Raw genomic sequence first — 12,803 nt, forward strand, 5'->3', positions numbered from 1 at the left:
GTCCAGTCTGGGGCGCCGCTTTGGGAGCGCGACGGTTTGAAAATTCCATCTGGGCGGGAAACTGTAACAAACACCTCGCAAATCCTTGATTGGAAGGTCAACGCCGGGATCGCTATCTAAAGATAAGAACAAAATGTAAGAGGCACCGATGCGGGCACTTTTGACCGGATTGATCAGTATTTTCCTAGCCACTTTTGCCGGGCTGGCCACCGCCAGGGACCGCCCTGTTGTGGTGGTCGAGCTTTTCACGTCACAAGGCTGCTCGTCCTGCCCGCCTGCTGACGAGTTTCTGGGCGAGCTGGCCCGTCAGGATGATGTTCTGCCGCTGGCGATGCATGTGGATTACTGGGACTATATCGGCTGGAAAGACACCTTTGCGCGGCCTGAGCATACGAAGCGGCAAAAGGCCTATGCCTATGGTTTTGGCACAAAGTCGATCTATACGCCGCAGATGGTGATCGGCGGGGTGGATCAGGCCGTCGGCAGCCATGTCATGAAAGTGATGGAGATCTTGCACCGTCACCAGATGGCCGTTGGGCGTGTCAGCCTGTCGACCCATAATGGCGATGACGGACGGATTGTGCGGGTGGCCAACATCGCGAACTTGCCTTTGCCCGAGTTGCTGATCGCGCAGATTGTCCATTTCGCGCCCAAAGCCACCGTAGCCGTTAAGCGCGGCGAGAACGCGGGGCGTTCGATCACCTCAACCAATATCGTGACGAACATTCAGGCCTTCGGGAAATGGGACGGCACTGGCGAGATCGAGTTTAAGCTGCCCGAACCCGTTGCTCCGGAAGGGCAAAACGCTGCGATCTTGTTGCAGGCCACCCGGATGGGCGATTACCCCGGCGAGATTGTGGCCGCGATTGCTCTGGACTGAGGATCAGCTTTCGCCGGGCATTTTCCAGCGTTTGTGGATCCAGAAAAACTGGTCCATATTCTGACGCACACGTGCCTCAAACCGGTTGTTGAATTCTTGCATCATGGTTTCCGGGTCCGAATGCTCAATCGGCTCTTCCACCACCACGTCGAAATCCAAGCCGTTTTCCTTGCGGATCGCGAAAACCGGGATGAAGAGCGTGTTGTATTTCAACGCCATTTCCGCGATGGCCAATGTGGTCATGGCTGGCTTCCCAAAAAAGCTGAGCTTGGCACCCTGACTTTCACGCTGGTCCAAAAGGATCGCCAAAAGCCCGCCGCTGCGCAGGTGCTTGACCATGCTGCCCATACCACGCCGCGACTGTTCGAAGGCTTTGCCTTCGAACCCTTCCATGCGCTTGATATAGCTTTCGTTGAAATAGGCGTTGGACATCGGGCGATACAGTGCGCCGGTGTTAAAGCCTGAGTGGATCAAGACTGAACGCGCTGCATCGTAGTTTCCGAAATGGCCCGAGGTCGCAATGATGGGGCGACCTTCCGCCTTCGCTTGCTCCAAAGCAGCCACGCCGGGGCCGCTCAGTTGCGTGTCTTTCATTCGGTTGAACAGCTCATCGCCAGACCACATCTCGGCCAGGAAACGACCTGCATTTGTCAGAACCGCACGTTCCAAGCGCTTCACTTCGTCAGGGGTCATGTCCGGGCAGGTCAGGGCCAGATTGTTGCGGATGCGCTTGTCATACCCGGCGACCGGGCCAATAACGCGCGATGCGAACCATCCGACCACAGGCAGGCGCATCTTATAGGGTAAGACGCGGGGCAATTTCAGGACACCAGAGAGTGCCAAGTGGGTAAGATAGGGGCCGAGCCCACGTTTTTCTTGCACCATGCGGTTTCTCCCGGTCCTGTGCCCGCGTGGTTAAACGGGCTGGTCGGTCACACATAGCGGGCGTCGTTGCGGCCTGCAAGCGTCAGGCCCGATTGTCAGTCCTCTTCTTCAGGGGCAATCAATGTAATCTCGCCTTCCGTTTCCAAGGTGCGGATTTGCGCGATGATTTGGTTCATGGCTGCGTCACCCTCGGCCTGTTTAACGGTTCCACGTTCGGCCATTTCTTCGCGGATGCCTTCGGCAAAGCGTTTGGACATTGCGTCGAGGATGAAGTTTGCCACCGTTTCAAGGTCACCAGTGGCGGCTGCAAGGGCAGTGACCAGCACCGCCTGATCAACATCCTTGGTGACTTTCGGAACGTCCCCGGGCTGAAGCCGATCGGGAATATTCGCGAAGGTGAAGATGGATTTGCGCACAGCGCTGGCGAAATCCGTATCTTCCTGTTCCAGCCCATCCAGCACATCGTCGCGTGTGTTCGCGGCCGAGGCGTTTAGAATCGAACCTACCCGTTCGCTGGGGGGATCGTCGAAGGCTTTCGCCGGCTGCGCGCCAAGCTGTTCGGCCAAGGACCGGCCAATCCGCGCGACCACATCCGGGGCGATGCTCCCGGTCAACGACACAGCATAGGCGATCTTGCGCGCGCGCGGACCAGGTAATTTTCCCAATAGCTCGGCCGCGAGTGAGGTTTTCAATTTGGACAAAAGCACGGCCGACACCTCGGCGCTTTCACTTTCCAAAAGCGGTAATAGCTGTTCAATCGATGCGTTGGCCACAGTCACCCAAGGGTCGTGGGCAATCTGCACACCTGACATCTTTCGCACACGTGCGGCGGTGGCTGGGCTGATGGTGCCATCAAGAACGGAAAGCGTGTCTTCCAACCCGCCGGGGAAGGACAGGCCAACTTCCTCTATTTCAAAGACAAATTCATCGATGACTGCTTTCAGGGTTGCGCGGTCGACATAGCGCATCGTGGACATCTGATGGACAAGTTCACCCTGCAAACCTTCGGGCAGATCTTGCAGGGCCAGTTCCGCCCCTTCGGCTAGCAATAAACGCACGATGATGGCGGCCTTTTGACGTCTGGATAGCTGTCTGGGAAGTTGGCGCAGAGGTTGCGCCAGATCTGGTCTTGGGTCTGGGGCCGCATCGGACAATATCTGACCCGGACCATCCCCCAAGATCAGGTCAGTACCCATCGTCATATCATTTGGCACAGCGCCGTCTCCGCCTTTGGTTTTAGGCAGATTGACAGCCGCGGGTTAAAACCACCTTTACGCCCGAAAGATCAGGCCGATTTTTCGTCAATACAGGCCTGTAGCTTCTCGTTCCAAATCTGTCCGGCCGCACAGGCTGATGCCTCGTGGTTGCCGCGATTGCACTGGCCCGCGATGGACAGTGTTGGCACCAGTGCCAACATGGTCGAGAAAAGCAGGGTCTTGAATTGCATAGGGGCCTCCTGTTCAGAAGGCCCCTAGCATAGCACAGATGGGCGCGGCGCCCAAATTCAGCGCGGATCAGCTTTCGCCAAAGACCCGCTTGAAGATCGTGTCGACATGTTTTGTGTGATAGCCCATGTCGAATTTTTCGTTGATACCGTCTTCGCCAAGCGCCTCGACCACGGCCTCGTCAGCCAGAAGAAGCTCGCGGAAATCCAGACGTTCTTCCCAAACTTTCAGGGCGTTGCGCTGAACCATGGAATAGGCGTCTTCACGCGACACACCCGCCTGAGTCAGGGCCAGCAGCACGCGCTGCGACATGACCAAACCGGGGAATTTGTTCATGTTGTCCAGCATGTTGTCGGGGAAGATCAGCATCTTGTCGACCACGCCGGCCAGACGGTGCAGGGCAAAGTCCAGTGTGACAGTGGCGTCCGGGCCGATGCCGCGCTCGACCGACGAGTGCGAGATGTCGCGTTCATGCCAAAGCGCCACGTTTTCCATCGCGGGGACAACGGTCATGCGGACCAGACGTGCCAGACCGGTCAGGTTTTCAGTCAGAACGGGGTTCTTTTTGTGCGGCATCGCCGACGAGCCCTTTTGGCCCATCGAGAAGAACTCAGCCCCTTCCAGAACTTCGGTGCGCTGCATGTGGCGGATTTCAACGGCGATGTTCTCGATCGAGCTGGCGATCACGCCCAGCGTGGCGAAGAACATGGCGTGGCGGTCGCGCGGGATAACTTGCGTGCTGATCGGCTCGGGGCGCAGGCCCAGCTTTTCGCAAACATGCTCCTCGACCGCCGGGTCGATGTTGGCAAACGTGCCCACCGCGCCCGAGATCGCGCCGGTGGCGACTTCCCAGCGGGCTTTCTCCAGCCGGTTCTTGTTGCGGTCCATTTCCGCATAGAAGCGCGCGAAGGTCAGACCCATTGTGGTGGGTTCGGCGTGAATGCCGTGGCTGCGGCCGACGCGGACGGTGTCCTTGTGCTCTAGCGCGCGTTTTTTCAGGGCGGCCAGAACCTTGTCCATGCCAACCAGCAGAAGGTCAGCGGCGCGGACCAGTTGCACGTTCAGGCAGGTGTCCAGAACGTCCGAAGATGTCATGCCTTGGTGCACAAAACGGGCTTCTTCGCTGCCCACATGCTCGGCAAGGTGGGTCAGAAAGGCGATGACGTCATGTTTGGTGACGGCTTCGATTTCGTCAATCCGTGCCACGTCGAACTCGACATCCTTGGCTTTCCAAACGGCGTCCGCGTTTTCACGCGGGATCACGCCCAGATCGGCCATGGCGTCGCAGGCGTGCGCCTCGATCTCGTACCAGATTTTGAACTTGGTTTCGGGCGACCAGATGGCGACCATGTCGGGGCGGGCGTAACGAGGGATCATCGGCGAAGCCTTTTTCGATTGGTTGGCAGTTGCGCGTGTCATAAACTGCCGCGATGCAGCGAACAAGAGAGGCGTTCAGGGAATGGGCGTGCAGAACGCATGTTTGCGACGAAAACGGGGATAAACGGGTGCAAATCGCAGATTTTCTGGGAAAGTGGCGCATTCAACGCGAAATTGTCGAGGCGAGCGGCGCAGTGCATCGCCTGACTGGCACAGCGCAGTTCACGGCCGAGACCGATGGATTTCTGTACCGTGAGGACGGCGTGCTGGTGACTGATAGAGGCGCGCCATTTGCAGCGAGCCGGGTGTATCACTGGCGAGATATTGGAAGCGGACGTGTTCAGGTGCTGTTCGAGGACGGCCGCACCTTTCACAAATTCGATTTAGAGGGCGCAAAACCAGCGGCAGATCACTGGTGTGATCCGGATATATATCACGTTTCCTACAATTTTGGCGATTGGCCGAGATGGACGACGGAATGGTCCGTGTCCGGGCCGCGTAAGGACTACCGGATGGTAACGCGGTATTGGAGATAGGGTTTTGGTGGCTCACTTCGTGAGCCTGAGGGGCTTTGCCCCCGCGCCTTGCGGCGCTCCCCCAAGGTGTATCGGACAAGAAAATGAGATCAGTCGTGGACACGCATTGGGCTGTCTTGTCGGGCGCGATAGTGATCAAGGCGAGACGTGAGTGTGCCCGTGTGGAGTTCCAACTTGTGACCATCTGGATCGAGGAAATAGAACGACGCGCCTTCGGAGCTATTGTCCTGCCAAAGTTCGGCGTGATTTGCGATCTGTTTGGAGAGATTCGGGAAATCGGCGTCGGGACAGGTCAGCGCGATGTGGGTGTAATCATCGCGCGGCTGGATGTGGGTGTCTGATAGGGCAAGGCAAAGCCAGAGCTCGCCCAGTTCAAGATAGGCGATGCGCGCCCCGTCCGCGCGCAGGGTCGCGCCAAGAATATCTCTGTAAAACCGGATAGATCGGTGAAGGTCGCTCACCGCAAGGGTGATGTGGTTCACCCCGGTGATCATCATCAGAATCCGTCGTTCTGGCCTTGTTGCCACGCTTTGACCAAGTTGCCGAAGCGGGTGAACTGAGCCTCGAACGACAATTCCACCGTGCCGATGGGGCCGTGACGCTGCTTGCCGATAATGACCTCGGCCTTGCCATGCAGGTTTGACATTTCGTCTTGCCACGCGGCCATGCGATCCAGTTCGTGATCGCCGGGCTTTTCGCGCTCTTTATAATATTCCTCGCGGAACACGAACATGACAACGTCGGCGTCTTGTTCAATAGATCCCGATTCCCGAAGATCCGACAGCTGAGGGCGTTTATCGTCGCGGCTTTCCACCTGACGCGAGAGCTGGGACAGCGCAATCACCGGGATATTCAGTTCCTTGGCGATGGCCTTCATACCCATCGAGATTTCGGCAATTTCGTTCACGCGATTGTCCGACATGCCGCGGCAAAGCTGCAGATAGTCGATGATCAGTACGTCCAACCCGTGGGTCCGTTTCAAGCGACGCGCGCGGGCGGCCAACTGGCTGATCGGCAGGGCAGGCGTGTCGTCGATGAACAGCGGGCAGCTTTCCAGATCTTTGGCGGCTTGGACAAAACGGCGAAACTCGTTTTCGTCCATGTCGCCTTGGCGGATCTTGTGGGACGAGATCTCGGACGCTTCGGCCAGAATACGGCCCGCAAGCTGTTCGGCGGACATCTCGAGCGAGAAGAAACCGACCACGCCGCCGGAAATCGCGCCTTCGGTCCCGTCGGGCTTGGTGCCTTTTTTATAGGCTTTCGCCACGTTGAACGCGATGTTGGTCGCAAGCGAGGTTTTCCCCATAGAAGGACGACCAGCGAGGATCAGAAGGTCAGATGGGTGAAGCCCGCCCAGTTTAGCATCCATATCCGCCAGACCCGTCGAAATGCCCGCCATACCGCCTTCGCGCTGGTAGGCGGCATTGGCGACTTGCACGGCTTCGGTCACGGCTTTCAGGAAACTTTGGAACCCGCTTTCGGTCTGGCCCGCTTCGCCGAGTTTATATAGCGCCTGTTCGGCCTCGACGATTTGCTCCTTTGGCTCAGACGAGATGTCGACCTTCTGTGCCTTCGCCGCGATGTCTTGACCCAGCTGGATCAGCTCGCGCCGGATGGCGAGGTCATAGATCATCTGCGCATAGTCGCGTGCGGCGAAGCTGGAAATCGCAGCGCCCGCGAGGCGTGCCAAATAGGCGGGGCCGCCAAGTTCTTTCAGGCCCTCGTCATCTTCCATGAACGCTTTCAGCGTGACCGGGCTGGCCAGTGCGTTCTTGGAAATTCGGCTTGCGGCGATCTCCCAGATGCGGGCGTGGACGGGTTCATAGAAATGACCGGCATTTATGATCGACGCGACGCGGTCAAATACGTCGTTATTGGTCAGGATAGCACCAAGAAGCTGCTGTTCGGCTTCGATGTGGTGGGGCAAGCTGTCCTGCACCTCAGCTTCGCCTGCGCCTTGCTGGATATTACTGATCTCGTTCATCGCCACCTGTCCCTTAGGCCGCTGTTCTACGTGTTCGGACGTGCCGAGGCAAAATGTATGTTTCTGTGAGTATCGTGTGGATAAATCACATACCCGCCGGGATCCTACCAAATCTGGTGGGATCCCGCAAAAGGGTGCCTATATGCGGTAGGCTGTTAGGCCTTCATCCGCTCGGCCTGCCAGCCGCGGGGATCCTTCAAAAAGCGTTCGACCTCGTCCAGTGTCTCGTCCGAAAACGCGCTTTGGGCTTTGGCCTCGGCAAGCACATCCCACCATGTGCAAAGGTGGATCAGTTGAACGCCATGATCGGACAGTGTTTTTTCCGTCTCGGGGAAAATGTCGTAGTAGAAAATCACGGCGGTGGCGCCACACGTCGCGCCGGTGTCGCGAATCGCGTCGACGAAAGACAGTTTCGATCCACCGTCGGTGGTCAGATCCTCGACCAGCAGAACCCGCTGGCTGTCATCCATCGCGCCTTCGATCCGCGCGTTCTTGCCATAGCCTTTTGGCTTCTTCCGAACATAGGTCATTGGCAGGGCCAGACGTTCCGCGACCCAAGCGCCGAACGGAATGCCTGCGGTTTCGCCGCCTGCGATGTTATCGAACGCCTCGAACCCAGCTTCGCGCATGATCGTGACGGCCATGAAATCCATCAGGGTCGAGCGAATGCGTGGGAAGCTGATCAGTTTGCGGCAGTCGATATAGCTGGGGCTGGGCAGGCCTGAGGCCAGCGTGAAGGGCTCGTCCGTGTTGAAGTTCACCGCGCCGATTTCCAGAAGCATCCGGGCAGTTAGGCGGGCGATTTCTTCTTTCGCGGGGAAGGTCGAGGGGATCATGGCAGTGGTCCTTTTGTTCGGATCAGGCGTTAACACGCCAATGCAGCGGGAAGCCTGGGTCAAAGGTGGTGACGGTATGCTCACCAGCTTGCAGCGTCGCGGGATAGGTGATCGGGTCGCCCTTGGTGAGCGTAATCGTGTCCTCGTTCACTGGAAGGCCATAGAAAGCGGGGCCGTGGAGCGAGGTGAAGCCCTCCAACTTGTCCAGAGCGCCTTCTGCCTCGAACGCTTCGGCCAAGATCGACAGGGCGTTGGGCGCCGTGAAGCACCCAGCCGAGCAGCATTCGCTTTCCTTGGCGTGGGTCGGGTGCGGGGCGCTGTCTGTTCCAAGGAAAAAGCGCGGATCGCCGGACGTGGCCGCCGCCATCAGCGCTTCGCGGTGTTCGCCGCGCTTCAAGATCGGCAGACAATAATAGTGCGGGCGCATGCCACCGACCAGCATGTCGTTGCGGTCAAGAATCAGGTGCTGAACGGTGATGGTCGCGCCCAATTTGCTTTCATTCGCTTTGACGTAATCTGCACCGTCCTTGGTGGTGATATGCTCCATCACCACGCGCAGGTCGGGGGTCGCACGGCGGATCGGGTCAAGTACGCGGTCAATGAACACCGCTTCGCGGTCGAAAATGTCGATCTCGCGGTCGGTGACCTCGCCGTGGACGCAGAGGGGACAGCCGATCTCGGCCATTTTTTCCAGCACCGGGCGCACCTTGTCGAAATCCTGCACACCGCTGGATGAATTCGTCGTGGCCCCAGCAGGATAGAGTTTCACCGACGTGATCAGGTTCGACGCGTGGGCGGCGGCCAGATCTTCCGGGTCCGTATCCTCGGTCAGGTAAAGCGTCATCAAGGGCTCGAATGACATGTCGCCGGGTAAGGCGGACATGATGCGGTCGCGATAGGCGGCGGCATCGGCCTTGGTGACCACGGGAGGCACAAGGTTCGGCATGACAATCGCGCGGGCAAAGTGGCGCGCGGTTTCAGGCAGGACGGTCTTCAGCATCTCGCCATCGCGCAGATGCAGGTGCCAATCGTCGGGGCGGCGGATCGTAAGTGTCTGGGTCATCGGGGCATGGCATAGCGCAGCCCCGTCCGCCAATCCAGAGGAAAGCGTGTCACATGGGCAAGGAAAGCCCGCGCGCCGCGTTAGATCGGCAGGTCGTCCAGTGCCGGTTCGTCCATCAGGTCTTCCCGGTAATCGTCAACGCCCGGCAACAGCGCTTGGTAAGGCAGGGCCAGCGGTTTCTCAACGGACGAGATCAGCATCCGCAGCTCGTCGCGATAAAACTTGGGGTTGGACCGAATGGCTTGAGGCAGTTTGGACGGGTCAAACACCCGTTTTCGATGCGCAATCACGGTGACGTCATGGGTGTCACCGCTGAAATCCTGCTCGCCCGCATCCTCGCGGAAGAAACGGCGCAGTTCGTCCTCGCGCTGGTGCAGGCGTTTCAGCTCGGCCCGAATTTGGGCCAGCTCGTCTGCAGGGTGAAGGGGCATATCCTGCGCGGTGCCACAGGGGTGGCTGGCTTGCGGCAGGACAAGAGGGGTTCCGGTCAGGGGGGTGCGAATCTGTTTCATGGACTCAGCATGGCCCCGGTTTGGTTAAAGCGGGTTTAACCGTGTTTCAGACTATAGGGATTGACATTTACCATGGCACTGAACCTGAAAATGAAAGGGGTAGCGTTGGACCCGACGAAAGCCATCCTGCTGGCCGTTGGTGTCGGTTCGATCCTGATGTTTGGCGGCGAGATGGCAGCTCTTTCCCTTGCAGGTTCGTGCGGAAGTGCCCACATTCGGCGAAACCAAGCACGAGGCCGCCGTGACCCAGTCCCCATCCACTTTCGACCGCATCCCCGAACTGGCGCTGGACTGGATCGCCCAAGGACGGCAGGTTGCGATTGCCACGGTGGTGTCCACATGGGGCAGCGCGCCCAGGCCCAGTGGCAGTCAAATGCTGATTGCCGACAGTGGGCAAATCGAGGGCTCGGTGTCCGGCGGATGCGTCGAAGGCGCGGTGGTGATCGAGGCGCAAGAGACGCTGCGCACGGGCCTACCGGATTTGCTAGAGTTCGGCGTGTCGGGCGAGGATGCGTTTTCCGCCGGGCTTGCCTGCGGCGGCGAGATCAAAGTGTTGGTCGAACCCGTGGGCGAGGGCTTGGGCGCGGGGTATGGAATGCCGGTGGCTCTGCTGGAACAACTGGTCGCCGCCCGCGCCGCGCGGACCCGCATGACGTATGAGGTTGCATTGGGCGGCTGGGCGCGGCGACTACGTGACTCGCGTGAAAGCGAGGTTGAGATCGGAATTGTCGACGGGCTTTACATCCACACGCACGAACCTCCCCTGCGTCTGATTATCGCCGGGGCCGTCCATGTCGCTCAGGCACTGATCCCCATGGCGCAGATTGTCGGGTTCGACGTGGTTCTGATCGACCCACGCGGAGCCTTCGCGACGACAGATCGTTTCCCCGGTGTGACGATCTTTGAAGACTACCCCGACGACGTGCTGCCGATGATCGGCATCGACCATCGCACCGCCATTGTGACGCTGGCCCATGACCCGAAAATCGACGACCCGGCGCTTGAGGCTGGGTTCAACTCGGACGCGTTCTATATCGGCGCTTTGGGATCACGTCGCACGCAGGGGCAACGATTGGAGCGACTGTCTGCGCGCGGATATGGCCCCGAAGAACTGCGTCGTATTCACGGCCCCGTCGGGTTGGATATTGGCGCGTTGGGACCAGCGGAAATCGCCGTCTCTATTATGGCCGAGCTTGTGGCCCGTCATCGTCGACCGCGCTAGGGCGCGCCTGCCGCACGGGTGCGTGCCAAGACCACGACCCGCGCCAACAGCATGGACAGGAAGCTGGCCGCAAGGGCCGGGGTTTCGCCGATTATTGGCAGAAGGATGATGAAGATGCCGCCCCCGGCCAGTGAAATCGTGGCGTAGAGGTCTTCCTTCAGCAGGCTGGGCGTCATGTTGCACAGAAGATCTCGGATCATGCCGCCTGCCGTGCCGGTGATGCAGCCCAGAACGATAGCCATTAACGGATGAACGCCCGCCGTCAGTGCCACATGCGCACCGGTCAGGGTGAATAGCGCCAGCCCGATTGCATCCAGATGCAAAAGCACGCTTAGGCGCTGGCCCGAGCCATGGGAGATCCTGCTGGCCAACAGAAAGCCCAAAAGTGCTACGGGAATGGCTACCATCATATAGCGCAGATCATTGATCCAGAAGACTGGCGTCAGGCCCAAAAACAGATCGCGCAACGTGCCGCCACCCATCCCCGTCGCAATCGCCAGAACCGTCGCGCCAAACGCGTCCATATCCGCCCGGTGCGCCTGGATCGAGGCCGAGGCCGCCATCACAGCCGTTGCCAGCAACGCAAGGGGGAGGGTGATAAATGAAAGCTCTTCCATTTGGCCAACCTAGTGGCGCGGCCCCAAAAAGAAAACGCCCCGCAAGTGCAGGGCGTTTCAAACACTGTATCAGATGGGATTACTTCGGCAGCGGACCGATCATCATGACCATCTGGCGGCCTTCCATCTTGGGCATGTTTTCCACTTTGCCCAGTTCTTTGATGTCTTCCGCTACACGCAACAGCAGCTCGCGGCCAAGGTTCTGGTGGGCCATTTCGCGGCCACGGAAGCGCAGGGTCACTTTGACCTTGTCGCCTTTTTCCAGGAACTTCACCACGTTGCGCATTTTAACGTCATAGTCATGCGTGTCGGTGTTCGGACGGAACTTGACCTCTTTGACCTCGATCGTCTTTTGCTTCTTGCGGGCCTCGGATTCGCGCTTTTGCTGTTCGTATTTGAACTTGCCGAAATCCATGATCTTGCAGACGGGAGGATTGGCATTGGGCGAGATCTCGACCAGATCCAAACCTGCTTCTTGCGCCATAGCAAGGCCGCGCGCAGGGGCCACAACCCCAACGTTTTCGCCTTCAGCGCCAATCAGGCGGATTTCCGGGGCCCGGATGCGGTCATTGATGCGGGGGCCGGTGTCGCGCGTCGGGGGCGCGTTATGAGGTCTGCGGGCTATTGTGCCATTCCTTCTGTCGTTTCGCTAAACTATGGACGCGAAAGGTAAAGGTGCGCCGCCCCGCTTTCAACCCGGTAGTTTGGGTTTTCTAAGCGTTTTGATGCCGAAACCGGGAAACTCCCCTTGCACCTTACCGGTCGAGGGCGCACATCCCTTCGTGATGACAGGGCCATTCGGTTGGCCTTGTGCAGATGACTAACAAGGATGTTGACATGAACAAATCCATTATCGCGCTTGTGGTTGCGGCTGTTGCCGCATTTGGCGGGTACAAGTGGTACGAAGGCAATCAAGCCAAAATCGAGGCAGAAGAAGCTGCTGCTGTTGCCGCAGCCGAAGCCAAGGCCGCTGAAGAAGCCGCCGCTGCTGCTGCTGCGGAAGCTGCTGCAAAAGCTGAAGCCGAAGCCAAAGCCGCAGAAGAGGCAGCCGCTGCTGAAGCCGCCGCTGCTGAAGAAGCTGCCCAAGCTGCCGCCGAAGCAGCCGCTGCAGAAGCTGCTGCTGCCGCAGAGGCCGCCGCTGCTGCCGCAACCGACGCCGTTGAAGGCGCTGCGGAAGCCGTTGGTGACGCAGTTTCGGACGCTGTTGGTGCTGTCACTGAAGAAGGTGGCGTTATGGATATGGCCACGAACCTGCTGACGCCGGAAGGGTTCGACGCTGCCAAAGTAGGTGAGCTGATTGATGGATCTTCGCTGGATGACGGCACCAAAGCCGCGCTGAAATCGGCTGCAAACGCTGCCGCTGACAACCCGGCAGTCCTGCAGGTCGCGCTGGATCAGATCAAAGCTGCTCTGGGCCTGTAAGTTACCGGTCTTTATGAACAGAAG

General features: G+C 58.9%; 15 protein-coding genes. 4 read left to right on the forward strand and 11 right to left on the reverse strand.

Annotated elements, in window-relative coordinates:
• The first annotated feature begins 148 nt into the window (after positions 1–148).
• A complete protein-coding gene (locus ACXAH3_RS00805; RefSeq protein ID WP_474860166.1) occupies positions 149–880 on the forward strand; it encodes a DUF1223 domain-containing protein in 732 nt (243 codons plus the stop codon).
• Positions 881–883: 3 nt separating this feature from the next.
• On the opposite strand, the gene ACXAH3_RS00810 is transcribed toward ACXAH3_RS00805, so the two are convergent.
• The 4 genes from ACXAH3_RS00810 to purB all read right to left on the reverse strand — a co-directional run bounded on the left by ACXAH3_RS00810 (position 884) and on the right by purB (position 4,587).
• Positions 884–1,765 (reverse strand): lysophospholipid acyltransferase family protein, encoded by an 882-nt coding sequence (locus tag ACXAH3_RS00810; protein ID WP_474860167.1) that lies wholly within the window; start codon positions 1,763–1,765, stop codon positions 884–886.
• Between the two features lie 95 nt (positions 1,766–1,860).
• Positions 1,861–2,961 carry a flagellar motor switch protein FliG gene (locus tag ACXAH3_RS00815; protein ID WP_474860168.1) on the reverse strand — a complete coding sequence of 367 codons (1,101 nt, stop codon included), beginning with the start codon at positions 2,959–2,961 and terminating at the stop codon, positions 1,861–1,863.
• An 89-nt stretch (positions 2,962–3,050) separates the two neighbouring features.
• Positions 3,051–3,212 (reverse strand): hypothetical protein, encoded by a 162-nt coding sequence (locus tag ACXAH3_RS00820; RefSeq protein WP_474860169.1) that lies wholly within the window; start codon positions 3,210–3,212, stop codon positions 3,051–3,053.
• 67 nt (positions 3,213–3,279) lie between these two features.
• Positions 3,280–4,587 (reverse strand): adenylosuccinate lyase, encoded by a 1,308-nt coding sequence (gene purB / locus ACXAH3_RS00825; RefSeq protein ID WP_474861132.1) that lies wholly within the window; start codon positions 4,585–4,587, stop codon positions 3,280–3,282.
• A 128-nt stretch (positions 4,588–4,715) separates the two neighbouring features.
• Here purB and ACXAH3_RS00830 point away from each other — a divergent pair, with 128 nt between their 5' ends.
• Positions 4,716–5,123 carry a DUF6314 family protein gene (locus ACXAH3_RS00830; protein ID WP_474860170.1) on the forward strand — a complete coding sequence of 136 codons (408 nt, stop codon included), beginning with the start codon at positions 4,716–4,718 and terminating at the stop codon, positions 5,121–5,123.
• Between the two features lie 89 nt (positions 5,124–5,212).
• Here ACXAH3_RS00830 and ACXAH3_RS00835 read toward each other — a convergent pair whose 3' ends face one another.
• The 5 genes from ACXAH3_RS00835 to ACXAH3_RS00855 form a co-directional block, all read right to left on the reverse strand.
• Positions 5,213–5,617, reverse strand: coding sequence for a VOC family protein (locus ACXAH3_RS00835; protein WP_474860171.1), 405 nt, complete (start codon positions 5,615–5,617; stop codon positions 5,213–5,215).
• 2 nt (positions 5,618–5,619) lie between these two features.
• On the reverse strand, positions 5,620–7,107 hold the full coding sequence (locus ACXAH3_RS00840; RefSeq protein WP_474860172.1) for a replicative DNA helicase: 1,488 nt from the start codon (positions 7,105–7,107) through the stop codon (positions 5,620–5,622).
• A 155-nt stretch (positions 7,108–7,262) separates the two neighbouring features.
• Positions 7,263–7,943 carry an orotate phosphoribosyltransferase gene (locus ACXAH3_RS00845; RefSeq protein WP_474860173.1) on the reverse strand — a complete coding sequence of 227 codons (681 nt, stop codon included), beginning with the start codon at positions 7,941–7,943 and terminating at the stop codon, positions 7,263–7,265.
• A gap of 22 nt (positions 7,944–7,965) precedes the next feature.
• Positions 7,966–9,006: a dihydroorotase gene (gene pyrC, locus ACXAH3_RS00850; RefSeq protein WP_474860174.1), complete on the reverse strand. Its 1,041-nt coding sequence runs from the start codon at positions 9,004–9,006 to the stop codon at positions 7,966–7,968.
• Positions 9,007–9,086: 80 nt separating this feature from the next.
• Positions 9,087–9,518 carry a hypothetical protein gene (locus ACXAH3_RS00855; RefSeq protein WP_474860175.1) on the reverse strand — a complete coding sequence of 144 codons (432 nt, stop codon included), beginning with the start codon at positions 9,516–9,518 and terminating at the stop codon, positions 9,087–9,089.
• Positions 9,519–9,723: 205 nt separating this feature from the next.
• Between ACXAH3_RS00855 and ACXAH3_RS00860 the strand changes: the two genes are divergently transcribed.
• Positions 9,724–10,740, forward strand: a complete 1,017-nt coding sequence (locus tag ACXAH3_RS00860) for an XdhC family protein (RefSeq protein ID WP_474860176.1) — start codon at positions 9,724–9,726, stop codon at positions 10,738–10,740.
• Here the strand turns inward: ACXAH3_RS00860 and ACXAH3_RS00865 are convergent.
• Positions 10,737–11,357, reverse strand: a complete 621-nt coding sequence (locus ACXAH3_RS00865) for a trimeric intracellular cation channel family protein (protein ID WP_474860177.1) — start codon at positions 11,355–11,357, stop codon at positions 10,737–10,739. The genes ACXAH3_RS00860 and ACXAH3_RS00865 overlap by 4 nt on opposite strands.
• Positions 11,358–11,436: 79 nt before the next feature.
• Positions 11,437–11,982 carry a translation initiation factor IF-3 gene (gene infC, locus ACXAH3_RS00870; RefSeq protein WP_474861133.1) on the reverse strand — a complete coding sequence of 182 codons (546 nt, stop codon included), beginning with the start codon at positions 11,980–11,982 and terminating at the stop codon, positions 11,437–11,439.
• Positions 11,983–12,194: 212 nt separating this feature from the next.
• On the opposite strand from infC, the gene ACXAH3_RS00875 reads away from it, so the two are divergent.
• Positions 12,195–12,779, forward strand: a complete 585-nt coding sequence (locus ACXAH3_RS00875) for a hypothetical protein (protein WP_474860178.1) — start codon at positions 12,195–12,197, stop codon at positions 12,777–12,779.
• Positions 12,780–12,803 lie beyond the last annotated feature (24 nt).

It is taken from the genome of Aliiroseovarius sp. ABM4_368, from assembly GCF_056161205.1.

Bases quoted from the DNA above. Each gene is read 5' to 3' on its own strand.
- ACXAH3_RS00815 (WP_474860168.1), bottom strand. From the start codon at position 2,961: ATGGGTACTGACCTGATCTTGGGGGATGGTCCGGGTCAGATATTGTCC.
- ACXAH3_RS00845 (WP_474860173.1), bottom strand. From the start codon at position 7,943: ATGATCCCCTCGACCTTCCCCGCGAAAGAAGAAATCGCCCGCCTAACT.
- ACXAH3_RS00810 (WP_474860167.1), bottom strand. From the start codon at position 1,765: ATGGTGCAAGAAAAACGTGGGCTCGGCCCCTATCTTACCCACTTGGCA.
- ACXAH3_RS00805 (WP_474860166.1), top strand. From the start codon at position 149: ATGCGGGCACTTTTGACCGGATTGATCAGTATTTTCCTAGCCACTTTT.
- purB (WP_474861132.1), bottom strand. From the start codon at position 4,587: ATGATCCCTCGTTACGCCCGCCCCGACATGGTCGCCATCTGGTCGCCC.
- ACXAH3_RS00835 (WP_474860171.1), bottom strand. From the start codon at position 5,617: ATGATCACCGGGGTGAACCACATCACCCTTGCGGTGAGCGACCTTCAC.
- ACXAH3_RS00865 (WP_474860177.1), bottom strand. From the start codon at position 11,357: ATGGAAGAGCTTTCATTTATCACCCTCCCCCTTGCGTTGCTGGCAACG.
- ACXAH3_RS00875 (WP_474860178.1), top strand. From the start codon at position 12,195: ATGAACAAATCCATTATCGCGCTTGTGGTTGCGGCTGTTGCCGCATTT.
- ACXAH3_RS00820 (WP_474860169.1), bottom strand. From the start codon at position 3,212: ATGCAATTCAAGACCCTGCTTTTCTCGACCATGTTGGCACTGGTGCCA.
- ACXAH3_RS00840 (WP_474860172.1), bottom strand. From the start codon at position 7,107: ATGAACGAGATCAGTAATATCCAGCAAGGCGCAGGCGAAGCTGAGGTG.
- ACXAH3_RS00855 (WP_474860175.1), bottom strand. From the start codon at position 9,518: ATGAAACAGATTCGCACCCCCCTGACCGGAACCCCTCTTGTCCTGCCG.
- pyrC (WP_474860174.1), bottom strand. From the start codon at position 9,006: ATGACCCAGACACTTACGATCCGCCGCCCCGACGATTGGCACCTGCAT.